This is a genomic window from Streptomyces sp. NPDC051243 (genome assembly GCF_044455405.1).
Classification (GTDB): Bacteria; Actinomycetota; Actinomycetes; order Streptomycetales; family Streptomycetaceae; genus Streptomyces.
The window spans coordinates 573,209-597,987 of the sequence record NZ_JBITES010000001.1 but is presented as its reverse complement, the minus strand read 5'-3'; the positions used below and the strand labels follow the sequence as shown (position 1 = coordinate 597,987).

General features: G+C 71.6%; 23 protein-coding genes and 1 pseudogene. 16 read left to right on the top strand and 8 right to left on the bottom strand.

Features of this window, described 5'->3' with window-relative positions; genetic code table 11:
* Window positions 1-307: 307 nt before the first annotated feature.
* Window positions 308-844 carry a MarR family winged helix-turn-helix transcriptional regulator gene (locus ACIBAG_RS02655; protein ID WP_399100116.1) on the top strand — a complete coding sequence of 179 codons (537 nt, stop codon included), beginning with the start codon at window positions 308-310 and terminating at the stop codon, window positions 842-844.
* A gap of 111 nt (window positions 845-955) precedes the next feature.
* Window positions 956-3,585, top strand: a pseudogene (locus ACIBAG_RS02650) (cellulosome protein).
* On the opposite strand, the gene ACIBAG_RS02645 reads toward ACIBAG_RS02650, so the two are convergent.
* Complete coding sequence (locus tag ACIBAG_RS02645) at window positions 3,573-4,337, bottom strand: VOC family protein (protein WP_399100114.1); 765 nt, start codon at window positions 4,335-4,337, stop codon at window positions 3,573-3,575. The pseudogene ACIBAG_RS02650 and the gene ACIBAG_RS02645 sit on opposite strands and share 13 nt — an antisense overlap.
* Window positions 4,338-4,504: 167 nt before the next feature.
* Between ACIBAG_RS02645 and ACIBAG_RS02640 the strand changes: the two genes are divergently transcribed.
* Window positions 4,505-5,416, top strand: coding sequence for a GNAT family N-acetyltransferase (locus tag ACIBAG_RS02640; RefSeq protein WP_399100112.1), 912 nt, complete (start codon window positions 4,505-4,507; stop codon window positions 5,414-5,416).
* Here the strand turns inward: ACIBAG_RS02640 and ACIBAG_RS02635 are convergent.
* The gene (locus ACIBAG_RS02635) at window positions 5,413-5,805 is read right to left on the bottom strand and encodes a VOC family protein (protein WP_399100110.1); all 393 of its coding nucleotides are present in this window, start codon (window positions 5,803-5,805) and stop codon (window positions 5,413-5,415) included. The two genes, ACIBAG_RS02640 and ACIBAG_RS02635, sit on opposite strands and share 4 nt — an antisense overlap.
* Before the next feature lie 89 nt (window positions 5,806-5,894).
* Here ACIBAG_RS02635 and ACIBAG_RS02630 point away from each other — a divergent pair, with 89 nt between their 5' ends.
* A complete protein-coding gene (locus ACIBAG_RS02630; protein WP_399100107.1) occupies window positions 5,895-6,446 on the top strand; it encodes a GNAT family N-acetyltransferase in 552 nt (183 codons plus the stop codon).
* Window positions 6,447-6,464: 18 nt separating this feature from the next.
* Here ACIBAG_RS02630 and ACIBAG_RS02625 read toward each other — a convergent pair whose 3' ends face one another.
* Window positions 6,465-7,148, bottom strand: a complete 684-nt coding sequence (locus ACIBAG_RS02625; RefSeq protein WP_078662653.1) for a glycerophosphodiester phosphodiesterase family protein — start codon at window positions 7,146-7,148, stop codon at window positions 6,465-6,467.
* A 389-nt stretch (window positions 7,149-7,537) separates the two neighbouring features.
* On the opposite strand from ACIBAG_RS02625, the gene ACIBAG_RS02620 reads away from it, so the two are divergent.
* From ACIBAG_RS02620 to ACIBAG_RS02595, 6 genes are all read left to right on the top strand, one after another.
* A complete protein-coding gene (locus ACIBAG_RS02620; protein ID WP_399100104.1) occupies window positions 7,538-8,935 on the top strand; it encodes a DUF6421 family protein in 1,398 nt (465 codons plus the stop codon).
* A gap of 41 nt (window positions 8,936-8,976) precedes the next feature.
* The gene (locus ACIBAG_RS02615; RefSeq protein WP_399100563.1) at window positions 8,977-9,726 is read left to right on the top strand and encodes an SDR family NAD(P)-dependent oxidoreductase; all 750 of its coding nucleotides are present in this window, start codon (window positions 8,977-8,979) and stop codon (window positions 9,724-9,726) included.
* Window positions 9,723-10,793, top strand: a complete 1,071-nt coding sequence (locus ACIBAG_RS02610; RefSeq protein ID WP_399100102.1) for a threonine aldolase family protein — start codon at window positions 9,723-9,725, stop codon at window positions 10,791-10,793. Before ACIBAG_RS02615 ends, ACIBAG_RS02610 begins: the two co-directional genes overlap by 4 nt.
* Window positions 10,794-10,902: 109 nt before the next feature.
* Entirely contained in the window at window positions 10,903-11,496 is a 594-nt protein-coding gene (locus ACIBAG_RS02605; RefSeq protein ID WP_399100100.1) for a transglutaminase family protein, read from the top strand.
* Between the two features lie 9 nt (window positions 11,497-11,505).
* Window positions 11,506-12,210, top strand: a complete 705-nt coding sequence (locus ACIBAG_RS02600; protein WP_399100098.1) for a B3/4 domain-containing protein — start codon at window positions 11,506-11,508, stop codon at window positions 12,208-12,210.
* A 26-nt stretch (window positions 12,211-12,236) separates the two neighbouring features.
* Complete coding sequence (locus tag ACIBAG_RS02595) at window positions 12,237-13,442, top strand: hypothetical protein (RefSeq protein ID WP_399100096.1); 1,206 nt, start codon at window positions 12,237-12,239, stop codon at window positions 13,440-13,442.
* Between the two features lie 18 nt (window positions 13,443-13,460).
* Here the strand turns inward: ACIBAG_RS02595 and ACIBAG_RS02590 are convergent, their stop codons facing one another.
* The 3 genes from ACIBAG_RS02590 to ACIBAG_RS02580 all read right to left on the bottom strand — a co-directional run bounded on the left by ACIBAG_RS02590 (window position 13,461) and on the right by ACIBAG_RS02580 (window position 15,956).
* The gene (locus tag ACIBAG_RS02590) at window positions 13,461-14,492 is read right to left on the bottom strand and encodes a hypothetical protein (RefSeq protein WP_399100094.1); all 1,032 of its coding nucleotides are present in this window, start codon (window positions 14,490-14,492) and stop codon (window positions 13,461-13,463) included.
* Window positions 14,493-14,620: 128 nt separating this feature from the next.
* Window positions 14,621-15,349: a lysophospholipid acyltransferase family protein gene (locus tag ACIBAG_RS02585; RefSeq protein ID WP_399100092.1), complete on the bottom strand. Its 729-nt coding sequence runs from the start codon at window positions 15,347-15,349 to the stop codon at window positions 14,621-14,623.
* 190 nt (window positions 15,350-15,539) lie between these two features.
* Window positions 15,540-15,956, bottom strand: coding sequence for a DUF4395 domain-containing protein (locus ACIBAG_RS02580; protein ID WP_399100090.1), 417 nt, complete (start codon window positions 15,954-15,956; stop codon window positions 15,540-15,542).
* A 77-nt stretch (window positions 15,957-16,033) separates the two neighbouring features.
* Between ACIBAG_RS02580 and ACIBAG_RS02575 the strand changes: the two genes are divergently transcribed.
* The 4 genes from ACIBAG_RS02575 to ACIBAG_RS02560 all read left to right on the top strand — a co-directional run bounded on the left by ACIBAG_RS02575 (window position 16,034) and on the right by ACIBAG_RS02560 (window position 19,233).
* Window positions 16,034-16,447: a TlpA family protein disulfide reductase gene (locus tag ACIBAG_RS02575; RefSeq protein ID WP_399100087.1), complete on the top strand. Its 414-nt coding sequence runs from the start codon at window positions 16,034-16,036 to the stop codon at window positions 16,445-16,447.
* 209 nt (window positions 16,448-16,656) lie between these two features.
* A complete protein-coding gene (locus ACIBAG_RS02570; RefSeq protein ID WP_399100085.1) occupies window positions 16,657-17,166 on the top strand; it encodes a flavin reductase family protein in 510 nt (169 codons plus the stop codon).
* Window positions 17,167-17,408: 242 nt separating this feature from the next.
* On the top strand, window positions 17,409-18,197 hold the full coding sequence (locus ACIBAG_RS02565) for an electron transfer flavoprotein subunit beta/FixA family protein (protein ID WP_399100082.1): 789 nt from the start codon (window positions 17,409-17,411) through the stop codon (window positions 18,195-18,197).
* 73 nt (window positions 18,198-18,270) lie between these two features.
* Complete coding sequence (locus ACIBAG_RS02560; RefSeq protein WP_399100080.1) at window positions 18,271-19,233, top strand: electron transfer flavoprotein subunit alpha/FixB family protein; 963 nt, start codon at window positions 18,271-18,273, stop codon at window positions 19,231-19,233.
* A 13-nt stretch (window positions 19,234-19,246) separates the two neighbouring features.
* Here the strand turns inward: ACIBAG_RS02560 and ACIBAG_RS02555 are convergent, their stop codons facing one another.
* Complete coding sequence (locus ACIBAG_RS02555) at window positions 19,247-20,200, bottom strand: endonuclease/exonuclease/phosphatase family protein (RefSeq protein ID WP_399100078.1); 954 nt, start codon at window positions 20,198-20,200, stop codon at window positions 19,247-19,249.
* Window positions 20,201-20,404: 204 nt separating this feature from the next.
* On the opposite strand from ACIBAG_RS02555, the gene ACIBAG_RS02550 reads away from it, so the two are divergent.
* Entirely contained in the window at window positions 20,405-21,709 is a 1,305-nt protein-coding gene (locus tag ACIBAG_RS02550; protein WP_399100076.1) for a DUF6986 family protein, read from the top strand.
* 94 nt (window positions 21,710-21,803) lie between these two features.
* A complete protein-coding gene (locus tag ACIBAG_RS02545) occupies window positions 21,804-23,957 on the top strand; it encodes a protein kinase (protein WP_399100073.1) in 2,154 nt (717 codons plus the stop codon).
* A 2-nt stretch (window positions 23,958-23,959) separates the two neighbouring features.
* Here the strand turns inward: ACIBAG_RS02545 and ACIBAG_RS02540 are convergent, their stop codons facing one another.
* A complete protein-coding gene (locus tag ACIBAG_RS02540) occupies window positions 23,960-24,772 on the bottom strand; it encodes a hypothetical protein (RefSeq protein WP_399100071.1) in 813 nt (270 codons plus the stop codon).
* Window positions 24,773-24,779 lie beyond the last annotated feature (7 nt).

Here is a 24,779-nt window from a genome sequence, read left to right as displayed (position 1 = left end):
GCCCCGCCCCGCCCCCCCCCCCCCCCCCCCCCCCCCCGCCGCCGCCCCCCGCCCCCCCCCCCCCCCCCCCGCCCCGCCCCCCGCCGCCCCCCCCCCCCCCCCCCCCCCCCCCCCCCCCACCTAGGTCCTCTCCTTCGGATCAGGCCGGCCGTGAGGTGCGGTGCCCGTCGACCGACGCAGACGCCGCCGATGTGCGTGCCGAGCCTTGCGACGCCGGGATGATCCGGACGGCAGGGCCTGTGGGGCGGAACCGAGGGCCGCACCCGGACCAGCGCACGGGCAGCGAGACGACGGAGGGCGTACGGCCATGACGGCGACCAACGGCGGGCCGACCGGGACGAGACAGGACACGGTGGCCGCCGTGGTCAGACAGTGGCAGAGCGTCCACCCCGATCTCGACACCGCCCCCATGGAGATCATCGGCCGCATCAACCGCTGCGCCGCCCTCCTCCAGCAGGCCGAGGACGCCCCCCTGCGCCGCGCGGGACTCAGCCGCCCCGAGTTCGACCTGCTCGGCGCGTTGCGCCGCACCGGCCACGAACTGACCCCCAGTGAACTCGCCCGCGAGACCTTCTCCTCGGGCGCCGCCGTCACCAAGCGCCTCAAGCTGCTGACCGAACGCGGCCTGGTGGAGCGGCGCGGCGACAGCCGGGACCGCCGTGTCGCCCACCTCCGGCTCACGGACGCGGGCCGGCAACTCGTCGACGGCACCCTTCCCGAGCAGCTCGCGTACGAGACGGCCGTACTGTCCGGCCTGGATCCGCGGCGGCAGCACGAACTGGCCTCCCTGCTCGGCGAGTTGCTGAGCCAGCTGGAGGGGCGTCTCGGCGCGCTCCGCGCCTGACCGCGCCGAGCCGCGGTTTCGGAAGTTTCGGAGCGGGCCCCCCGGTTGACGCGTCACACGCGATCTTCCTAGGTTCGACCGGTCGGTTCGGATCACCGGCGCGCGTACGGAATGTCGAACCATGGGAGGGGTGCCGTGGCAGCCGAAGCCCCCGGCCCGGAGAGGCCGCAGACGCTCACCGTCGACCTCGGTGCAGGGACGGGCCCCTTCCACGGCGGCGCGAGCGGCACGCTCTACGGCTTGTACGGCGACGGCGTGCCCAGCCGTGCCGTCGTCGAGGGCATGTACCTCCGTACGATCGCGACCAAGGCCCAGGACGGCATCCGGCACCCCGGCGCCGACGCCCTGGAGATCCTGCCGTCCTTCGTCGCGGCGGGCGGCAGGGACGTCTACGTCTACCTGCCCGACTTCTACCGGGGCTTCCCCTACCAGCGGCCGGGCGCGACCGGCGAGGAGCGGTTCGCCGGGTACAAGGAGGTCGTGCGCCGCCAGGTCGAACAAGCCCTCACCCTCGGCGAGTCGGCCCGCCACATCGTGTACGTCCCGTTCGACGATCCCGAGGGCACCATGTTCGGCGAGGGGGAGTGGAGCCACCACCGCGTCTCCTGGCTCACCGACCCGCGCCCCTGCTTCGCCGCCTGGCGGGAGACCCACCACCTCATCAAGGACCTCCACCCCGAAGCGCGCATCGCCGGACCCAACACCTGCGTCCTGTACCCCGGGGTCCGGGGCTTCCTGGAGTTCGCCGAGGAACACGGCGTCCTGCCCGACGTGATCACCTGGCGCGAGCTGTCCTCGCCCGCCGAGGTGCGCACCAATGTCGCCAAGTACCGCGAGTGGGAACGCGAGTTGGGCATCGGCCCGCTGCCCGTGAACCTCGTCGAGTACGCGCACCACCACACCTGTCCGTGCCGGGCCGGATGGTGCAGTGGATCTCCGCGATCGAGGAGTGCAAGGTCGACGCCGACATGGCGTACCGGAACATCGCCGGCAATCTCAACGACTCGGCGGTCGAGGCCAACAAGGGCAACGGCCAGTGGTGGCTGTTCAACGCCTACGGCCGGATGACGGGCAACACGGTGCGGGTCACCGCACCGCATGCCGACGGGCCGTACGGCCTGCAGGGCGTCGCCACCCTGGATGCGACGAAACGGCAGTCCCGCCTGCTGTTCGGCGGTTCGGGCGGCGCCGCGGACGTCGTCTTCGCGAACGTCGACCCGGAGGTCTTCGGTACGACGGTGCATGTGCGGCTCGAGGAGATCCGCTGGACGGGCCAGGTCGGCGCCAGCGGGCCGCCGTTGCGCCTGCGTGACGGCGAACTGCCCGTGGGGGACGGCACGGTGACCCTGCCCGTCACCGGCCTGGACGAGATGTCCGCGTACCACCTCATTCTGTCGCCCGGTGGCCATGGCGCCGACTCCCTGCCGCCCGAGGTGCGTTGGAGGCGGACGTACGAGGCCGAGGACGCGACGTACACCGGTGGCGGCTACTCGAAGAACGGCCCCGAGGGCTCCCCGGCCGCCGTCGACAGGTTCGCGACCTCCGGTGGTCACCACGTGGGCGGTCTGTTCACCGGCTCCGACGGCGTTCTCGCCTTCGACGTGGAGGTCCCGCACGACGGGACGTACGAGATCAGCGTGTACGCCACCTCCCGCAACGAGGCCCGTCCGGTGCGCGAGCAGGGGCCCACCAACGTCTTCCTGCGTGTCGACGGCGAGCGGCCGCGTGAACTGCTGCTGCCGCTCGGCCACAGGGGGGCGGTGTGGGGTCACACCGACACCGCGGCCGAACTCACCGCGGGCAGGCACCGGATCACCCTGGCCGCACAGGATCCGGACCTGGGCGCCACCAAGGGCGACGCGGTCGTCGGCAAGCTGGACCTCACCCTGCGCGACACCGAAGGACCCGCGCTCAACGACGCCGAGTACGCGGACCTGCGCGACGGCGCCCGCGTCAGCCACACCCACCGCGGCGCCTCGGGCCCCGGCGTCGCCGTACTGCCCCGGGGCGGCACCGCCACGTTCTGGGCGCACGCGGCCGACGACGGCGAGGCGACGGTCACCGTCGACCGGCTGGGGCCCGGAGAGGGCGTGGTGACGGTCAACGGCGAGGAGGCCGGCCGCGTCGAGGAGGGCAGGCTGCCGCTCTTCCTGGCCGGCGGCATCAACAAGATCACCGTCACCGGCACCTCGGACCTGCTGATCGTGGACCGGCTGCGCGTCGGCCCGTCCCGGGGCCTGCTGACCGGCACGGCGTACGCCGCCGAGGAAGGCACGCTCACCGGCACCGCGAAGGTGACCGCGTACCCGTACGCCACCGGCGGCAAGGCGGTGGACGGCATAGGCGCCGGTCCGGGAAACGCCCTCACCCTGACGGTCACGGCCGAACACGCCGGCCGCCACGCCCTGACGATCCGCTACTCCAACGGCGAGCGGGCCCCCGACTCCCACTACACGCCGGACCCGATCTGCCGCCACGCCGACATCACGGTCAACGGGGGCCGGCCGCACCGGGTCCTGTTCCCCACCACCTTCCACTTCAACGCCTTCCGGACTCTCACCGTCCCCGTGAGCCTCGGCCGGGGCCGCAACACCCTCACCTTCACCGCCGACGAACTCCCCGACTTCGACGGTGAGTCCAGGAACCCGCACGGACAGCGCTCCGCGTACGCGCCGGTGATCGACCGCGTGGTGGTGACGCCGCTGGGGCCACGGCGACCGGGCCGGCCTCAGCGCTCGTAGTCCGCGGGGTAGACGCCGAACACCGCCCCCTGCGGGTCCCGCAGCACGGCGATGCGCGGTCCGTCGGGGACGGAGGTGGGCTCCATCAGGATGGTGCCGCCGGCCCGCGTGGTGTCCGCCGCCGTGGCGTCGACGTCGGCCACGGCGAAGTACGGCAGCCAGTGCGCCGGCACCTCGTGCGGGAACTTGTCGTCCATCGTCACCATGCCGCCGAAGTCGGCGCCGTCGATGCCCCACTGCGTGTAGTGCTCCGAGGCGTTGACGCTCCAGCCGAACACCGTGGTGTAGAAGTCGACGGCCCGCTCGGGCTCCCGGGTCATGAGCTCCACCCAGCCCAGCGAGCCGGGCGCGTTGAGCAGCCCCGCGCCCGGGAAGGCCCGCGCCTGCCACAGCTGGAAGACCGCACCGGTCGGATCCACGGCCACCGCGAAACGGCCCACGTCGAACACGTCCATCGGACCGACCAGCACCGTGCCGCCCGCCTGGGTCACCTGCGCGGCGGCGGCGTCCGCGTCCGCCACCGCGAACGACACGTTCCAGGCCACCGGCTGCTTCTCCTGGTACAGCGGCGTCAGCGCGGCCACGGCCGCGTCCCGGATGTGCGCGATCGTGTAGCCGCCCGCCTCCTGCCGCGGATCGGTCTCCGCACGCCAGCCGAACAACCCCTCGTAGAACCGCTTGGCCGCCGCCAGATCGCTGGTTCCGAGCTCCGTCCAGCAGGGACCGCCGGTCACCGGCTTGTCGAGCTTCATGGCGCTCCTTCCGAAGTCGGACCCCCTCCAGCACGCTAAGCCCCGCCGCCGGTCTCGGGCCATCCGGTGAAACCCGGTGGTGCCCGGCTCCGCCCGCGCCGTATCCTCGCCCCGTACCGCACCGCATGGCGGCCTCCCGACACCGTTCTCCGACCGGAGGTCCCGCCGTGCCCGCTCTCGAAGTGCGCCCCTTCCGCCGCGCCGACCGCGACCAGCTCACCGAACTGATCAACCTGCACGTCGCCGCTGTCGTCCCCGGCGTCTCCGTCTCCGTGAACACAGTGCTCAGCGCTCTGGAGCGACAGCCTGACGAGTTCATCACCGACCCCTGGGTGAGCGAGCGGGTGACCCTCGTCGCCGAGCAGCGCGACCACGTCGTGGCCGCCGCCCATCTGCTGCGGTACCGGGCGGACGACGAGGTCGGCGGGCACTACCGCGACATCGCTGAGATCAACTGGCTCGTCCACCGCCCGCCGGCCTCCCACTGGCCGGACTCCGACCGGGCCGCCGGCCTGCTGATGAGCGCCTGCCTCGCCCGGCTGGCCCGCTGGAACGTACGCGCACGCCACGCGAGCGGCGACCTTCCCGCCCCCGCCGTCTACGGCCTGCCCCGCAACTGGCCGCACATCCGCGCCCTGTACGAACGCTCGGGCTTCCGGCACGTCGGCGACACCGAGGTGATCCTGCTCGCGCGGGTGGCCGACCTCCCGTCCGCCGAGCCGTGGCCCGGCGTCACGGTCGAGCGCACGCCGGGGGAGTGCGGCACCCGTCTGACGGCGTACGCCGAGGGTCGCGCACTCGGCTTCATCGAGGTCGACACGGCCCTGTCCCGCCCCGAGCGCCACACCCGCGGCACCGGTCTCGCCGACATCGGCAACCTGCACATCGACCCCTCGGCGCACGGCGAGGACCTGGAGCGCCGGCTGCTGGGGCAGGCCGCCGACTGGCTGCGCCTGTGCGGCGTGGACCGCCTCCTCGCCTACGAGGCGGCCGCCGACGGCACGACGACGGACCACCTGACCTCGACCGGCTTCCGCGAGCTGACCCGCACCGACCGAGGCTGGGAACACCGGCCCTAGATTCCGGGCCGGTAGCGCAGCGGATGGTCCGCCGGCACCTCCACCAGCACGATCCGCGTGCCGTCCGGATCGGCGATCCACATCTCGATCAGGCCCCACGGCTCCCGCACCGGCGGCCGCACGATCTCGACGCCCTTGGCGCGCAGCTCGTCGTGCGCCGCCGCCACGTCCTCGACCTGCAGCCACAGCCGCACGGCCGGGGACGGCGGCGCCTCCGCACGCCCGGACACCTCCAGAAAGCCCCCGCCGAGGAAGTAGACGGTGCCGCGCTCCGCCCCCGTGCCGAACTCGCGGTAGACGGCCAGGCCCAGTTGCTCGCCGTAGAAGACGCGGGAGCGCTCGGGATCGGAGGGCTGCAGGAGGGTCCGTCCGCTCAGTACGTGCACCATGCGGCCGGAGCTTAGGGCCTGTCCGGCAATGATGGCGCGTTACGCTCAGCGGTGCCCGAGCCGCGCCCGCGAACTGGAGATGCGCCCCGATGGAAACCGCCGCCACCACCCCCGCCTGCGGACTCACCTTCCGCGACGCCACCGACGCCGACGTGGACACGCTGGTGGCGCTGATCGAGTCCGCCTACCGCGGGGACTCCAGCCGGGTCGGCTGGACGACGGAGGCGGACATCCTCGAAGGGCAGCGGACCGACCCGGAAGGTGTGCTGCAGGTCATCAAGTCGCCCGACAGCCGGCTGCTGACGGTCGAGCGGGACGGGCGGGTCGTCGCGTGCTGCCAGCTCGAACACCGCGGTGAGCACGCCTACTTCGGGATGTTCGCGGTCAGCCCCGCACTCCAGGGCGCCGGCCTGGGCAAGGTGATCATCGCGGAGGCGGAGCGGCGGGCCCGTGAGACCTGGGGCGTGCGCGAGATGCACATGACCGTGATCTCCGTACGCAACGACCTCATCGCCTGGTACGAGCGGCGCGGCTACCGCCGTACGGGCCGGATGACCCCGTTCCCGTACGGCGACGAGCGCTTCGGCATCCCGCAGCGCGACGACCTGCAGTTCGAGCTGCTGGTCAAGGAACTGGTGTGACGTTCATGCGCGGGACGTTCAGGCCGTGAAGCGGCCGGTGCGCTTGATCTCCGGGTAGTCGGTGGTCGCACCGTCCAGCTCCAGGGCCCGTACGAGGCGCAGGTGGTCCTGGGTGTTGACCACCCAGCCGATGATCCTGAGATCCGCCTTGCGGGCGTGCTCCACGACCTCAAGGGTGAGGCGGCGGATGTTCAGGCAGACCGTCGCCGCGCCCACCGCGACGGCGCGGTCCACGACGTCGGTGCCGTAGCGGCTGGCGATCAGCGCGGTTCGGACGCCGGGCACGAGGCGGGCGATCTCGGCGACGGCGTCGTCGTGGAACGAGGACACCTCGACCCGGGAGACCAGGTCCCGCCTGGTCATGACCTCGGCGAGCGCTCGTGCCGCCGCGACGTCCTTGATCTCGGCCTGCAGCGGAGACCGCACGGCGTCCAGGACCTCTTCGAAGACCGGCACCCGCTCACCACGGCCCGCGTCCAGGGCGCGCAGCTCGGCGAGGGTCTTGTCGGCGATCGGGCCGGTGCCGTCGGTCGTGCGGTCCACGTCGGTGTCGTGCATGACGACGAGGGCGCCGTCCTTGCTGAGGTGGAGATCGAGTTCGATGACGTCGAGGCCGGCCTGCTGGGCGGCGACGAAGGAACGGAGGGTGTTCTCGGGTTCGACACCCATGACTCCGCGGTGACCGATGGTAAGGAAGTTCAAGATTCAACTCGCTTCCGTCGACGGCGGCTCGGCACACGCGCAAACCGGAGGGGAGTGTTCGCGCGGCAGTGCCGCAGCCTAGTGGCCCGGGAGCGTGATGAACCCCACGTGTACACAGGGTTTGCGGTGATCGACATGTCGTACCTGGATCGCAGGCCTCCGTATGGTCACCCTGGCGTGGGCGAGTCCCGCGGCGATTGACCGGCCGGCGCGAGACGGCCCCGCGTATGCCCGTGTTGCGGCGGAGTATTCGCCGTCGCGGCGTCCGGCCGGAAAAAGTTCGGTGACCTTGGGGGTGCGCAGGATAATTTCCCGGGCCTCCTCTTGCTGGGAGAAACCTCGTATGCATACGGTGTCCTTACGCGAGGTTCTCCCGTGGAGGATGGGACATGACGGAAATTCTTGTGCAGGCGGCTATGGAGGAGCGAATTCCTCCCGCGACCAGGGTGGTGGAGCACCCGGCGTGGCCGGTGCTCAAGGATGCCGTGGAACGCATCCGGCCCTGGCAGTCCAAGGACGGCTCGATCGACTTCGAGTCCGACGGCGCACCCGCCCGCACGGACGCCGAGGCCGCCGTCCGGCGTGTCGTGGAGGCCGTCGAGGAGCTCTCCTCGTTGCTGCCCCACGACGCCGCGTACCACCAGGCCCTCGTGAAGGACCTGAGCCGGTGGGCCGAGGGCGGCTTCGAGGTGCCCGACTTCCTCGACTCGCTGCTGGCCTTCCAGCCCGCCGCGAACCGTGCGGACGGCCTCCAGCACCTGGTCGTCTTCCCGATGTACACGCAGAACGGCAACCCCGACCGCAACCTGGAGGCGGTCGTGCTGCGCATGGTCTGGCCGGACTGGCTGGCCGAGCTGGAGCGCACCCGCTACGACAACCCGCTGTTCTGCGGCATCAAGTTCGAGGACTTCACGGCCGGCTACGACACCAACTCCGCCGTTCTCTTCCCGGAGACCATCGCCGTGCGCGAGGCCCCGGAGCGCTTCAGCTGGGGCGGCATCTTCTGCGACCGCGAGGCCGCCCGCTTCCGCCGCGTCACCGACGCCGCCGTCGACATCCTGGGCCTCGACCTGCCCGAGGACATCGCCGCGATGGTCCACGACCAGAAGCGCTGCGAGGAGGCCTTCGTGCTGTGGGACATGGTCCACGACCGCACCCACAGCCACGGCGACCTGCCGTTCGACCCGTTCATGATCAAGCAGCGCCAGCCGTTCTGGATGTACGGCCTGGAGGAGCTGCGCTGCGACCTCACCGCCTTCAAGGAGGCCGTGAAGCTGGAGGCCGACGGCGTCCCGCAGGCCCGTGACGTGCAGTACGCGGTCCTGTTCGACCGGATGTTCCGCTTCCCGGTCACCGGCGAGCGCGTGCGCAACTACGACGGCCTCGGCGGCCAGCTGCTCTTCGCCTACCTGCACAAGCACGACGTCCTGCGCTGGACCGACAACAAGCTGTTCATCGACTGGGACCGTGCCCCGCAGGTCACCAACCAGCTGTGCGCCGAGATCGAGAAGCTGTACCGCGACGGCATCGACCGCCCCAAGCTCGTCCACTGGTTCGCCGGCTACGAACTCGTCTCCACCTACCTCGCCCCGCACCCGGGCTCCCGCTGGGCCAAGGGCCCGGACGCCCTGGACCTGACGCAGCCGCCGCGCAAGCTCGTCGATGACGTGCTTCCGGACGAGTTTCCGCTGAGCATGTTCTATGAGGCCCTGTCCAAGAAGCTGAAGAACGTGATCGCCTCCACCAAGGGCATCACGGCGGACAGCGCCGAGCGAGTCGCCGCGTGAGCGACCGCGGTACCGGCAACACGGCTCAGGAGGCGAGGAACATGGCGGGGAACGGGGCTCTCAGCGGTGCGGTGATCGCGGTGGCCGGTGCGGGGGGACCCGCCGGGCGGGCGGCCATCCTGCGGCTGGCCGAGGCGGGCGCGACCGTCGTCGCGTCCGACAACGATCCCGAGCGGCTCTCGGAGGCCGTGGACGCGGCGCGCTACGCGCACGGCGGCGCCACGGTCGTCGGTGACACGGTGGATCTGCTGGACCTGCAGTCCACCCGCGACTGGGCCGACCACATCGAGAAGGACTTCGGCCGCGTCGACGGTCTGGTCCATCTCGTCGGCGGCTGGCGCGGCAGCGAGACCTTCGTCAAGACGAGCCTCGACGACTGGGACTTCCTGGAGCTGCTGCTCATCCGCACGGTGCAGCACACCTCGCTGGCCTTCTTCGAGGCCCTGCAGCGCAGCGAGCGCGGACGGTATGTGCTGATCAGCGCCGCCGGCGCCACCAAGCCGACCGCGGGCAACGCCTCGTACGCCGCCGCCAAGGCCGCCGCCGAGGCCTGGACGCTCGCCCTGGCCGACGCCTTCCGCAAGGCGGGGGGCCCGGAGGGTCCGACCTCCGCGGCTGCCATCCTGGTGGTGAAGGCGCTGGTGCACGACGCGATGCGCGCCGAGCGACCCAACGCGAAGTTCGCGGGCTTCACCGACGTCAAGGACCTGGCCGACGCCGTCGTCGACGTCTGGGACAAGCCCGCCGCCGAAGTGAACGGAAACCGCCTGTGGCTGACCGAGAAGCCGTGAACCCTCCGAAGACCGACGCCCGGCGTCATCACGACCCGGACGTCCGCGGCTTCGCCAGTGACAACTACGCCGGCGCCCACCCGGAGGTGCTCGCCGCCCTCGCCCTGGCCAACGGCGGGCACCAGGTCGCGTACGGCGAGGACGTGTACACCGAGAACCTCCAGCGGATCATCCGCAGCCACTTCGGCGCCACGGCGGAGGCGTTCCCGGTCTTCAACGGCACCGGCGCCAACGTCGTCGCGCTCCAGGCGGTCACCGACCGCTGGGGTGCGGTGATCTGTGCCGAGAGCGCCCACATCAACGTCGACGAAGGCGGCGCGCCCGAGCGCATGGGCGGCCTGAAGCTGCTCACGGTTCCCACCCCCGACGGCAAACTCACCCCCGAGCTGATCGACAGGCAGGCCTGGGGCTGGGACGACGAGCACCGTGCGATGCCGCAGGTCGTCTCGATCACCCAGAGCACCGAACTCGGCACCCTCTACACGCCGGACGAGATCCGCGCCATCTGCGAGCACGCCCACGCGCACGGCATGAAGGTGCACCTGGACGGCTCCCGGATAGCCAACGCGGCCGCCTCCCTGAACGTCCCGATGCGGACGTTCACCGACGCGGTCGGCGTCGACATCCTCTCGCTCGGCGGCACCAAGAACGGCGCCCTGTTCGGCGAGGCGGTCGTCGTCCTCAACCAGGACGCCGTCAGCCACATGAAGCATCTGCGCAAGCTGTCCATGCAGCTCGCCTCCAAGATGCGCTTCGTGTCGGTGCAGTTGGAGGCCCTGCTCGCCAAGGACCTGTGGCTGCGCAACGCCCGGCACGCCAACGAGATGGCCCAGCGGCTCGCGGAGGGCGTACGCGCCGTCCATGGCGTCGAGATCCTCTACCCGGTGCAGGCCAACGGCGTCTTCGCCAAGCTCCCGCACGACGTGAGCGAGCGCCTGCAGAAGCGGTTCCGCTTCTACTTCTGGGACGAGGCGGCGGGTGTCGTGCGCTGGATGTGCGCGTTCGACACGACCGAGGAGGACGTGGACGCGTTCGTGGCGGCGCTGAAGGAGGAGATGGCGCGCTAGCGGGACGGGCGGGGGTGAATCACGACGGCTTTTTCGAAGGCTGCATAGATATGCGCTTCGATGAAAAACGATTGACGCGCGGCTGATCGGATTCCTATGCTCTGCGGGCATGGAGCTGATCCAGAACACCCCCGCTCTGTCTGCATACTTGGTCGCGGACGAGGTCATCGATCACGGTCATCCCCTGGTCCGCGAGACATCGGCGCGGCTCGCCGCCCAGGCCGCCGACTCGTATGCCTATGCGCGGCTGGCGTTCGAGTTCGTGCGCGACACGATTCCGCACTCGCAGGATTCGGGCGATCCGCGGGTCACCTGGCGCGCCTCCGACGTCCTGGAGCAGGGCACCGGCATCTGCTACGCCAAGTCCCACGCGCTGGCCGCGCTGCTGCGCGCCGAGGACATCCCGACGGGGCTGTGCTACCAGCGGCTGGCTGCCGACGACGGGGCGGGCCATGTCGTGCACGGCCTGGTCGCCGTACGGTTCAACGGGGCCTGGCACCGCCAGGATCCGCGCGGCAACAGGTCGGGCGTGGATGCCCGGTTCTCCCTCGACGGCGAGCGGCTGGCGTTCGTGCCCGATCCGGAGTCCAGTGAGCTGGACTACCCAGACCTGTATGCTGAACCTCACCCTGTCGTCCTGAGCGCCCTCAAAGCCGCCCCGGACCGGCCCCACCTGTGGAAGACACTCCCCACCGCACTCTGAGGCGAGACGATGACCTTCTCCCTGACCGTGTCCGATGAGGTGCGCGCCCTCGTGCCCGGCTTCACGCACGTCGCGATCGAGGCGTACGACCTGGTCAACGGACCGAGCAACGAGGCCAGTTCGGCCCTCCTCGACGAGGCGGCCCGCCGTCTGGCCGTACGACTGGACGGGCGCGCCCCGCACGAGGACCCGCACATGGCGGCCTGGCGCGAGGTCTACACGGCGTTCGGATCGAAGCCGTCGCGGACCCGGAACTCGGCGGAGGCGCTGGCGAAGAGGGCGCTGTCGACGGCCGGGCTGCCCCGGATCAATCTGCTCGTCGACCTCTACAACGCCATCAGCGTGGCCCATCTGATCCCGGTGGGCGGCGAGGACATCGACCGGATCCGCGGCCGGATGGTGCTCGTACGGGCGACCGGTGACGAGGAGTTCGTGACGGCCTCGGGCGGCGAGGAGGTCGTCGAGCACCCCGACGCCGGCGAGGTGGTGTGGCGCGACGACCAGGGTGTGACCTGCCGTCGCTGGAACTGGCGCCAGGGCCCGCGCACCCGGCTCACCGAGGAGACCGTCTCCGGCATCTTCCTGCTGGAGAGCCTCGCGCCGATGCCGGTGGCCGAGGTCGAGGCGGCGGGCGCCGAACTCGCCGAACTGCTGGAGAAGTTCAGCCCCGGAGCGCGCATCGAGGTCCACGCGGCCGACCCGGTGCGGGACTGATCCGGCGCGGTCGTTAGTCTCCCGGCATGCGTGACGGGGGACTCGACGACAAGACAACGACCACCGGCGACGAGCGGCGGGCAGCGCCTCTCGCCCGGCTGCGCGGGCACTGGCTCGGGCGGCACTGGCTGCTCACCTCGGCCGTGGCGCTCGCGCTGCTGGCGACGGCCACCGCCGTGCCGATCGTCCTGGCGAGCTCCGAGGACACCCCCTGCCGGGAGATCCCCCCGTCGACCCGCGCCCTCGCGAAGGACCCGGCGGCCGCGACCCGCGCCCTCGACCCCGGCGACGACCTGGCCCGCTTCGACGCCGTGCGCGGGCTGCTGATGCACCAGAACCCGTGCGGCGACGGCGGCAAGGTGCTCGGCGCTCTAGTCGACACGGCCACCCGGGCCATGGGCACCGGCAGGCCCCACACCCTCGCCCAGGCCCGGGCCGCCTACGCGGTCGTCGCCGTCTTCGAGTACGAGGACGTGCCCGCCGGGATGGCGCCCGGTGTGGCCCGTGTCCTCGCCGAGTACGTGGTGGACGCCAACCGTTATCTGACCTCCGACCGCGAGGCGTACGGCCCCGCCGTGGACGCCGCGTCGGCCGCACCCGACGAGCAGGGCTGGACCTCCTACGGCCGCTTCCTCGCCCCCGGCGAGGCGCACGCGGACTTCCAGTACGTCAAGCCCTACTCGTCCGTGCGGGCGGACCCGGAGGACCTGTTCGGCGAACTGGCCAAGGACCCCGAGGCGTTCGCGATCCTCTACGACGCCCAGCGCGCCTACCTCGCGCACTACCTGGAACGACTCACCCGCGACGGCGCCGACCCGGCCTTCCGCCCCGAGAGGGAGAAGGACGGGACCCTGACCCCGGCCACCACCTGGCCCGACCACGACCTGGAAGACATCGCCGACCGCGTCGGCACGCTCATGAACCGACGGGCGCGCTACACCCGGGACGGCACGATCCCCGACCTCAAGGCCTTCGACAAGGCCGTACGGCAGCACACCCGAGGCGCCTACCGGGCGGCCCAGGAGCAGCTGACCAGCCGGCCGCCCATGGGGGGCATCGCCGAGCGGCCGGTCTCCGGCCCTGTGCGGGGGGATCTGATGGACGGGCGGCGCCAGCTGTTCACCGCCCTCGACGCGTGGACGAAGGCCCGGAAGGTGCCGTCGGAGCGTGCCGCGGACCTGCGGCAACTCATCGACGACTGGTATGTCCGGGCGCTGTGGCTGAGCTCGTAGTGAGCGTCCTCAGCACCCTCACCGGTCGAGGCGCAGGTCCGTGCAGCCCCGCTGTTCGACCTGCGCCTCGGCGAAGTCCGCGAGCAGCTTCCGCTTCTCGGGCTCGCCGACGCCGGGGATGTCCTCGGCGGCGCTCAGCGCGAAGTTGGCCGCCTCGCCGTCACAACGGGCCGTCGCCGTACGCGTACGGGCGTCCGGCCGACGGTCCGCCAGTTCGGCGAGCACACGGTTGCTCCAGTCGCCGTACCAGGCGGCGAACGACAGCTGCCTCTCCGGCTCGTCCGAGTCGGCGTCCCGCGTGTACAGGTCGCAACGCCCCGCCGGACCGGCGTCGTTCATCAGCACCGCCACCCGCCACCGCGACGCCTCCAGCGCCCCCGCGTCCGCCGCCCAGCCGCATCCGGTGCCACCGGCCGCGTCGAGCGACACCGTCCTCGGGTCCTCCTCCGGCTCCACCGGCGCGGCGTCCCCGCCCGGCGCCTTCAGCGGCTCCGCGCCACAACCGAGCCGGTCGGAGGCGGAATTGGTCAGTGCCACCGCCGTCTCGTAGGCGGCCGGCGTACCCCACAGGGCGTCCCGGCCCAGCCGCATGCGCACCAACAGCTTGCGCGGCCGGCCCTCGTCGTCCTTCCCCAACGCCGGGCAGACCACCAGGAACTGCAGACCGCCGCGCTCGTCGATGAAGCCGGGCAATCCGGCCGGCATGGGCGCGATGTCGGCGAACCCCGTCTCGGGGAAGGCCCACAGGTACTCCCGGTCCTGGTCGTCCCGCCGGGTGTACGCCTCCAGCGACAGCAACCGGTCGTCGTCCACCTCGTCGCCCTCGAAGCCGAGGGAGCAGCTGTAATCGCCGAGTCGCTCGTGTGACGCGGACGCGGCGTCCTTGAAGTGGTCGCCGTCTCGGCCGAGTTCCCGCACCGCGTCGACGGGCAGGGCCCCGTCGCAGGCCGTGCGCAGCAACCACCAGTCCTGCACGTACGGCGTGGCGATCCAGCCGCCCAGCCCCAGCACGACCGCAGCCGTCACCGACACCTTGATCCAGCGCCGCATTCCTCGCCCCCGTAGCGCGTACCGCCCGTCATCACCGGGCCGACAGCCGCCATCAGGGCTTCGGACACCCGGCCTCCGGTTACCGCCCGGACCCTATCGGCCGCCCGCGGCGAACGGCGCGCGGGGTGTCAGCGGGCCTCGGCCTCGCGCACCTGCTCCGGTGTCGGCGCCGTGCCTCCGAGGTGGGCCGGCATCCACCATGTGTCGTTGGCGTCCTTCGGCCGTACGGGGTACGCCCGCTGCGCGGCCTCCAGGAGCTCCTGGACGCGCTCGCGCAGCTGGCGGGTGATCGCGCCCGCGTACTTGTCCCTGGACGCCTCGATCGCCTCGCCGACCCGGATCGTGATCGGGATGTGGCTGCGCTTGAAGTTGCGCGGGTGCCCCTTGGTCCACAGCCGCTGGGTGCCCCACACGGCCATCGGGATCAGCGGCACGCCCGCCTCCTGGGCCAGCCGCGCGGCGCCCGACTTGAAGCCCTTGAGCGTGAACGACTGCGAGATGGTGGCCTCCGGGAAGACCCCGACGACCTCGCCGGAGCGCAGCGAGTCCAGCGCGTGGGCGTACGCCGCCTCACCCTGCTTGCGGTCCACGGGGATGTGCTTCATCCCGCGCATCAGCGGGCCCGAGATTCTGTGCCGGAAGACGGACTCCTTCGCCATGAAGCGAACGAGACGTTTCTGCGGGAGCGCCGCCAGCCCGTTGAAGACGAAGTCCAGATAACTGATGTGGTTGCTCACCAGCACAGCGCCGCCCGACCGCGGAATGTTCTCCGACCCCTTGCAGTCGATCTTGAGGTCCCACACCTTGAACAACGTCTGGGCGAAACCGACGACGGGACGGTAAACAAGCTCTGCCATGGACGGGGTGGACCCTTCCTTCTCTACCTGGGAAGGGAACTCCCAGTTCGAAAGTTACGCAGCCGTAGGTTTACGGCATGTCGCAGATCGTGCCCCAAGAACGGCCGACGGCCAAGCCCAAGTGCCTGGGAACGGCGAGATCCTCGTCACGTCGGCCCAGTGGTCCACCGCGGAGTCCGGCGCGCCGCCTCTACCCCGCGCGCACCGTCGCGCGCCGGACGAGCAGGTACATCTCGCAGCCCAGGCAGTACCCGAAGACGGCGTTGAGGAATGCGGCCGCGAGCGCGGCGCCGGTCGCGGCGAGCCCCAGCCAGTCCGGCCCGAGCAGGTAGCCGACCAGCCCGAGGCCGGCGAAGACCAGCCCCACCGCCTGTGCGAACCGCGGCGGCTGCGGCGCCTCGAACTCGGTCGGCGGTCCGATCCGGGGACGTACGGCCTTGCGGAACAGCCAGCCGTACGGCGAACGGGACACCCCGCCCGCCGCGCCCAGTGCGAAAGCCAGCGTCTGCCAGGCCAGCAGCCACGCACTTCCGGTGACCAGCACGACCGCGAGCACCACGGTCGTCACGGCCGCCCCGAAGCGCGGCCCCCTCACATCGATGTCCATGAATCAAGCATTCCGCAATGGAAAGGCTTCCGGGGAGTCGGGAATCTTTGCAGTCGTGTGAACGCTTGAGGAGGGTGATGACCGGACTGGTGGTGTGCGTGGCGGTGCTCGCGGTGGCGAGCGCCTATGGAGTGCTGCATCGGCGGCGGAGCGGGAGAGTGCGGGTGCGCGGGCGCGACGACGGAAAGCGGCTCGGGGCGGCCGAGTTGGGGGAGGAACTGGGGGAGCGTGCCACCCTCGTGCAGTTCTCCAGCGCGTTCTGCGCGCCCTGCCGGGCCACCCGGCGCGTGCTCGTCGAGGTCGCCGGCATGGTCCCGGGCGTGACCCACGTCGAGATCGATGCCGAGGACAATCTGGACCTCGTGCGCCGGCTCGACATCCTCAAGACGCCGACCGTGCTCGTGCTCGACGCGGGCGGCAACGTCGTACGGCGGGCCACGGGTCAGCCACGCAAGGCCGACGTGATAGCGGCGCTGGGCGAAGCGGTCTGAGAGCCCGTGATGCAGAGGGTGAGTCATCTCCCACATCGCGGGACCTACTTGACTGTGTGCACCACCTATCGTCAGCCTGACTGTATGCCAGAGGAACTCCTTCTCTTCGGACGGGCCCATGTGGACCTGGCCCGCACCGCGAGCGCGCGCTGTCCGGGCTGTTGAGCAGTCACCGGTCCGCACGTCTCCCCTCGCAGAAGGACAACTCCATGACGGCCACGTCCGACCTCGGCACAGCCGAGCTCGCCTCTCCCGATCTGCTCCGCTCCGTCTTCCGCCGCCATGCCGCCGGAGTGGCGGTGATCACGGCCCGCGGTGACGCGGGCCCGGTCGGCTTCACCGCCACCTCCCTCACCTCCGTCTCCGCCGAGCCCCCGATGCTCTCCTTCGGCATCGGCACCGGTGCCTCCAGCTGGCCGGCGATGGCCGGGACCGACCATGTCGGCGTCCACATACTCGGCGAGCACCAGCAGGAGCTGGCCGCCACCTTCGCCCGCAGCGGCGCCGACCGCTTCGGCCCGCCCACAGCATGGCGCGAGGGCCCCGAAGGCGTCCCCCTCCTGGACGACGTCCTCGCCTGGATGGTGTGCCGCATCACGGCGCGCGTACCCGCTGGCGATCACCGCATCGTGCTGGCCGAGGTCCTCCTCGGCTACCCCACCGGCCCCGGTCGCCCCCTCCTGTACCACCAGGGCCGGTTCGGCGGCCTGCGTGACTGACCTCACCGGACCGATGTGACCGATCAGCCCCTCCGCCGTTCTGCGAAGCCGTCCAACTCCGATTACGCTGCGTTGCAAAGGTCACAGTTCAAAGCGCTTGCTTAGCGGGAACGAACTGGGTGTACTGACGAGTAATATTTCGCTCGGAGCGCGGGTCGCCCCGAGCGGGAACGGCCACTTGGGGCGCCTATGCTGCCTGCAAGTAGGCAGCAGAGAAATGTCGACGCAGTAGGAGAGCCGGCGTGAGCTTGAGGATCGTTGTCACTGTGAAGTACGTGCCCGACGCCACTGGCGACCGGCACTTCGCCGATGACCTGACCGTCGACCGGGACGACGTGGACGGTCTGCTCTCCGAGCTCGACGAGTACGCGGTCGAGCAGGCGCTGCAGATCTCCGAGAACTCCGACGACGACGTGGAGATCACCGTCCTGACGGTGGGCCCCGAGGACGCCAAGGACGCCCTGCGCAAGGCGCTGTCCATGGGCGCCGACAAGGCGATCCACGTCGAGGACGACGACCTGCACGGCACCGACGCCCTCGGCACCTCGCTGGTGCTGGCCAAGGCGATCGAGAAGGCCGGCTACGACCTGGTGATCTCCGGCATGGCCTCCACCGACGGCACCATGGGCGTCGTACCGGCCCTGCTGGCCGAGCGCCTGGGCGTCCCGCAGGTGACCCTGCTGTCCGAGGTCTCCGTCGAGGACGGCACGGTCAAGGGCCGCCGGGACGGCGACGCCGCCTCCGAGCAGCTCGAGGCCTCCCTGCCGGCCGTCGTGTCGGTCACCGACCAGTCGGGCGAGGCGCGCTACCCGTCCTTCAAGGGCATCATGGCCGCCAAGAAGAAGCCGGTGGAGTCCTGGGACCTCTCCGACCTCGACATCGAGGCCGAGGAGGTCGGTCTCGAGGGTGCCTACACCGTCGTGGACGCCGCGGCCGAGCGTCCGGCCCGCACCGCCGGCACGATCGTCAAGGACGAGGGCGAGGGCGGCAAGCAGCTCGCCGAGTTCCTCGCGAGCCAGAAGTTCATCTAAGGGTCGCTGGCCCGCTTGAGGCTCAACTCCCCTTCCGCCCCTCAGACTTCGCAATCCGCAGGAGAGCAATCCCATGGCTGAAGTTCTCGTCTACGTCGACCACGTGGACGGCGCCGTCCGCAAGCCCACCCTGGAGCTGCTGACCCTGGCCCGCCGCGTCGGCGAGCCGGTCGCGGTCGCGCTGGGCAACGGCGCCGCCGACACCGCCGCCGCCCTCGCCGAGCACGGCGCGGTCAAGGTCCTCACCCACGAGGCCGCCGAGTACGCCGACTACCTGGTCGTCCCGAAGGTCGACGCCCTCCAGGCCGCCGTCGAGGCCGTCTCCCCGGCCGCCGTGCTGGTGCCGTCCTCCGCCGAGGGCAAGGAGATCGCCGCCCGTCTGGCGCTGCGCATCGGCTCCGGCATCATCACCGACGCCGTCGACCTCGAGGCCGGCGACGAGGGCCCTGTGGCCACCCAGTCGGTGTTCGCCGCGTCCTTCACCACCAAGTCCCGTGTCTCCAAGGGCACCCCGGTCATCACGGTCAAGCCGAACTCGGCCGCCGTGGAGGCCGCCCCGGCCGCCGGTGCGGTCGAGGCCCTGTCCGTCACCTTCTCGGCCCAGGCCACCGGCACCAAGGTGACCGCGCGCACGCCGCGTGAGTCGACCGGGCGTCCGGAGCTGACCGAGGCCGCGATCGTGGTCTCCGGTGGCCGTGGCGTCAACGGCGCGGAGAACTTCGCGATCATCGAGGCCCTCGCCGACTCCCTCGGCGCGGCCGTCGGTGCCTCGCGTGCCGCGGTGGACGCCGGCTGGTACCCGCACACCAACCAGGTCGGCCAGACCGGCAAGAGCGTCTCGCCGCAGCTGTACATCGCCTCCGGCATCTCCGGCGCGATCCAGCACCGCGCCGGTATGCAGACCTCGAAGACGATCGTGGCGATCAACAAGGACGCCGAGGCCCCGATCTTCGAGCTGGTCGACTACGGCGTGGTCGGTGACCTCTTCGACGTCGTCCCGGCCCTGACCGAGGAGATCAAGGCCCGCAAGGGCTGATCCCGAACGGGCACTACGAGGCCCCCGTGACCGTGCCGACGGTCACGGGGGCCTCGGTCTGTCCCAGGGTCAGGGACGCCTGTACGGGCAGATGGTCGCTGGGGAACTGGCCGTCGGAGGAGAACGTGTTGATCGTCGCCCGGTGCGTCGTGACGCCGGGCGTACTCAGGATCCAGTCGATGCGGTCGCCGTTCGGCGTCAGCGGCTTGTAGCCGTGGAAGGTCGCGTACAGCGCGCTGCGCTCGGCCGCGGTGTCCCAGGTGTCGACGAGGCCGGCGGCGAGCAGGGTGTCGTACACCATGTTCTTGTGGGCGGCGACATTGAAGTCCCCGGTCACCAGGACCGGCAGGGAGCGGTCGAAGCCGGCGATGCGCTCGGCGATGAGCTTGGCGCTGCGCTCGCGCGCGTACTGGCCGACATGGTCGAAGTGCGTGTTGAGGACGTAGAACTCCCGTGCCCCGTCGGCCAGATCGCGGAACCGGACCCAGGTGACCATGCGGGGGAAGGCGGCGCCCCAGGTGTTGGAGCCGATCACGTCCGGGGTGTCGGAGAGCCAGAAGTGGTCGTACTCGGTCGGCCGCAGTCGGCGGGAGTCGTAGAAGACGGCCATGGACTCGTCGCGGCTGCCGTGCAGCCGGCCGGTGCCCACCCAGTCGTAGTGCCGGCCGAGGTCGGAGTCGATGTCGAGCAGCTGGGAGAAGATTCCCTCCTGGGTGCCGATGACGTGCGGGGCCTCACGGCGCAGCAGCTCGCGCATCACCGGTCTGCGCACGGTCCAGCTGTGGGGTTCGGTGGTGCTCGCGAAGCGTAGGTTGAAGGACATGACCTGCAGCCGGCGGCGGGCCGTGCGCTCGCCCGCCGAGGCGGCGGACGTGGACAGTGCTGTACTGGAGAGGGGCGCGGTGACCGCCGCGGCCAACGCGGCCTTGAGGCCCAGACGGCGCGTGACTCGGCTGTGGTTCGGCACTGAGGCTCCTTCGGTGGGAACTGCCGGACGAGTCGTGCGGGGCGTGCGTATGGAAGTGTGATACCGCGTCCTGAGTTGGGCGTGAACATGGCGAGATGGGGGAGTGACTTCCCGTGGACATGGTGTTGACCAGCCGGAAGGTCCCCGGATAACTTCGTTCTACGGATTGTTGATTCCGTATCGCGGAAATCAGGAGGATGTGGGATGGGCCAGGGCCAGCAGGAGAAGGTGGCGACGAGCCTCGCGGGCGCCGTCAGCGAGGAGATCAGCGCCTCCCTCGCGCCGGTCGACGCCGAGCTGGAGCGCCGCTACCCCGGAGACCCCGGCACCCGCCAGCCCGTCCACACGGTCTACGTCCCCGGAGACGTCTTCGCCGCCGACACCGTCCGCTCCTGGGGGGACCAGGCACTCGCGCTCCTCGACGAACATGCCCCGGACGCCGCCTCCTTCGCGGCCGTCCTCGGCCTGTCCGACGAGCTCGCCGAGCCCGTCCACGCGCGCGTGCGCGCCAAGCTGGAACGCGAGCCCATCGAGGACCTGCGCGTGGACTTCGAGGACGGCTACGGCCCCCGCCCGGACGCCGAGGAGGACGAGGCGGCCGCCCGCGCGGCACGGCTGATCGCCCGGGCGTACGAGGACGGCACGGCGGCGCCGTACATGGGCATCCGCATGAAGTGCATGGAGGCGCCCGTACGCGACCGCGGCATCCGCACCCTCGACATCTTCCTCACCGGCCTGATGGAGGCCGGCGGCCTGCCCGACGGGCTGGTGCTCACCCTGCCCAAGGTGACCTACCCCGAGCAGGTCACCGCCATGGTGCGGCTCCTGGAGGAGTTCGAGAAGGCGCGCGGGCTGGAGCCCGGCCGGATCGGCTTCGAGATCCAGATCGAGACCAGCCAGTCCATCCTCGCCACCGATGGCACCGCGACCGTGGCCCGCATGATCCAGGCCGCCGAGGGCCGCGCCACGGGCCTGCACTACGGCACCTTCGACTACAGCGCCTGCCTCGGCGTCTCCGCCGCCTACCAGGCCAGCGACCATCCGGCCGCCGACCACGCCAAGGCGATCATGCAGGTCGCGGCCGCCGGCACGGGCGTACGGGTCTCGGACGGCTCGACGAACGTGCTGCCGGTCGGTACGACCGAGAAGGTCCACGACGCCTGGCGGCTGCACTACGGCCTGACGCGGCGGGCGCTGGCCCGCGCCTACTACCAGGGCTGGGACATGCACCCCGGCCACATCCCCACCCGGTATGCGGCGGTCTTCGCCTTCTACCGTGAAGGTTTCGAGCAGGCCGCGGCCCGTCTCGCCCGGTACGCCAACCGGGCCGGCGGTGACGTGATGGACGAGCCCGCCACCGCGAAGGCGCTCAGCGGCTATCTGCTGCGCGGCCTGGACTGCGGCGCCCTCGACATCGCCGAGGTCGCCCGGCTGACCGGACTGACCCGCGCCGATCTGGAGGGCTTCGCGTCGCCCCGGCGCGGCGACCTTACGGTCTCCGCCCAGTAGCGGGCCCTTCACATCCGCCACCACCGGCTGGAGTTGTCACCGCCGCCCCTTACTCTGTACGGACGCATTGACGTGTCACAGGAACGGGGCAGCGGTGTCATCGGGGGAGAACGGACAGCCGGATGCGGCCGGTCGGCTGCTGGCCGGGCGCTACCGCGTCGTGTCGCAGCTCGGGCGCGGCGGCATGGGCGTGGTCTGGAAGGCCGTCGACGAGGTCCTCGGCCGCGAGGTCGCCGTCAAGGAACTGCGCACCTACAGCGACGCCGACGGTCCCGAACTCGCCGATCTGCGGCTGCGGATGCAGCGCGAGGCCCGCGCTGCGGCCAGAGTGCGCCACCCCGGCGTCGTGGCGATCCACGACGTCACCGAGGTCGACGGACGCCCTCTGATCGTCATGGAGCTGGTCGACGGCCCCTCCCTGGAGCGAGTGCTGCGCCAGAGCGGCCCGCTCGACCCGCGCGAGGCGGCCGGGATCGGCGCCAAGGTCATGGACGCGCTGGCGGCCGCCCACCGCGCCGGCGTCCTGCACCGTGACGTCAAGCCCGGCAACATCCTGCTCGACGGCTCGGGCCGCGTCGTGCTCACCGACTTCGGCATCGCGACGATGGACGACCCGGGCGACGGCTCGGCCACCCATCTGACCCGCACCGGCCATCTCGTCGGCTCCCTGGACTACATGGCCCCCGAGCGCGCCCAGGGCGGCGATCCGGGCCCCTCCTCGGACGTCTGGGCGCTGGGCGCCACGCTGTACGCGGCGGTGGAGGGCTCCGCGCCCTTCCGCCGTACGTCGACCTTCTCCACGCTCACCGCGATCGTCACCGAGCCCCTGCCGGAGCCCCGTAACGCCGGGCCCCTCGGCCCCGTCCTGCAGCGGCTCATGGACAAGCGGCCCGAGTCCCGTCCCGAGGCCCACGAGGCGCGGGAGCTCCTCCAGGCAGTCGCGGACACGGGCGGCACGGACTCGCCGACCACGGCGCTGCGGGGGACTGCGGGCATCGGGCCTGTGGAGGAGGAGACGGAGCGCGGAGTTCCCTCGGCGCCACAGGGGCTCGGGCCCACGGCGGCGGACAGGCAGGGACTCGCGTCAGGCGCGCCGGCGTACGGCGGCGAGGGCGTCGGCGCGCCGGGGGCTCAAGGCCTCGGCACGCCGGGGCAGGGCGCTCCACCCTCAGGCGCGCCCGGCGTGCCCGGGGCGCCGCACTTCGGTCATCAGGGACAGGCCGCTCCGGGGCCGCAAGGGCCCGCGGGACAGGGCGCGGCGGGAGTGCAGGGCCCCCCGCCCCCCGGACAGGACACGCCACCGGCCCAGAGCTTCGGCGTCGCCGGCCAGGCCGGCCACGGCCACCCCGGGCCAGCCGCACACGGCCACCCCGCCCCACCCGGAGCCGCACACGGCATCCTCGGACATGCGGCTCCCGCACCGTACGGCGGTGCGCCAGTGCCGTCCGGCCAGCCCCCGCACGGCTTCGCCGGTCCCGCCCCGGCGTCGCACGACTCGGCCCCCACCGGCCCGATGAGCGCGTCCTCCGACACGCCCACCCGGCGCAAGGGCCGCGCCCTGCTCGCCGCCGTGGCCGTCACCGTCGTGCTCGCGGCGGCCGGGACCACGGTGGCGCTGGTGAACAACACGGGCGACAGCAAGGACGAGGCAAAGGCGACCTCGTCGTCCGCCACCTCCCCGGACGCCGACGCCCCGCAGACCGGCAGCCCCGACGCCGAGCGCTCGGGCGAATCGGGTCTCACCGAGAAGGACGACGAGAAGAAACCCGGCGCGACCAGGACACCGAGCCGCTCGACGGAGACCGGGCCGAGCGACCGGCCCACCGCGTCCCCGACCAGTACATCGGGCGGTGGCGGCACCAACGGCGGCACGAGCGGCGGCGGTTCCGGCGACGGGGGCACGACCGGCGGGGGAGGAACCTCCGGCGGCGGCACGACGGGCGGGGGCGGCACCACCACCCAGGCCCCGGTCTGTCACTCCATCGGCGGCGGCAAGTACAACTGCCAGGTCTGGAAACAGGCCAAGTCGTACACCGCCTCCGGCGCCGAGGTCGGCGTCCTCAACGCGGGCACCAACTATTTCTACTGCCAGCAGAACCTGGGCCGCCGCGAGACCTACGGCGAGTGGACCAACGTCTGGTGGGCCAGGACGGATGACGACAGCGGCAACACCGGCGTCTTCGTCAGCGACGTCTACATCGAGGGCGGCAACAACGACGAACCGGTGCCCGGGCTTCCGGTCTGCTGACCTCAGGGGTGCCGGGCCGGGCGCTGAACTCGGCCCCGCCGCACCCGGAGGTGCCTCTCCAGCCCGGAGGCGGTCACCAGTTTCTCGTCCCTGAACAGCCGCGTGCCCGCGGCGCACAGCCCCGCGTCGGCACGCGCCCGCGCGCAGAACTCCTCGGCGGTGACACCGAACAGCTCCCGCAACCGGGCCGAGCCCAGCAGGAGTTCGGTGAGCAGCGGCCGCTGGCCGGGGTGGGTGCGCGGCGCGTCGGAGCCGTTGTGCAGGACGCCATGGCGGTTGACGTACGCGAAGGCGCCCGGGAGGGTGCTGCCGTCCGCCAGCTCGATCCGCACGTCGGATGCCGGCAGCCACGGGCGGCCGTAGTTGCCGTTCGGCGCCGGCACGCCCTCGCTCGCGTCGATCACCGCGAGCTGCTCGGCGTCGAGCCAGAGGACGAACAACTCCCGTAAGCGGCCGGGCGCGTGGAACGGTGACGCGGACACGTACCCCATGCGGCTGACATGCGCGGAGACACCCACCTCGATGCCGGTGACCCGTGCCTTCACCATCGGGACGGGGGAGACGATCCCGAACTCGGCCATCTTGTGCCGCAGCTGGCCCGGACAGGCGTTGGAACCGACCGCGAGAACGGGGACTCGGTCGTCGTACACCAGGCGGTCGAGCGGCAGCAGCCGGTCCCCGTCGAGGAGCCCGGAGCCCTGCGGCCAGGCGCCCGGATAGCGCAACGGATGCTCGCGCGGCGCCTCGGCCAGGCCGAGCGCCTCCAAGGTGCGCCCGCGCCGGGGCAGCCACGACCCGCCTGTGCGGTCCTCCACAGGCCGC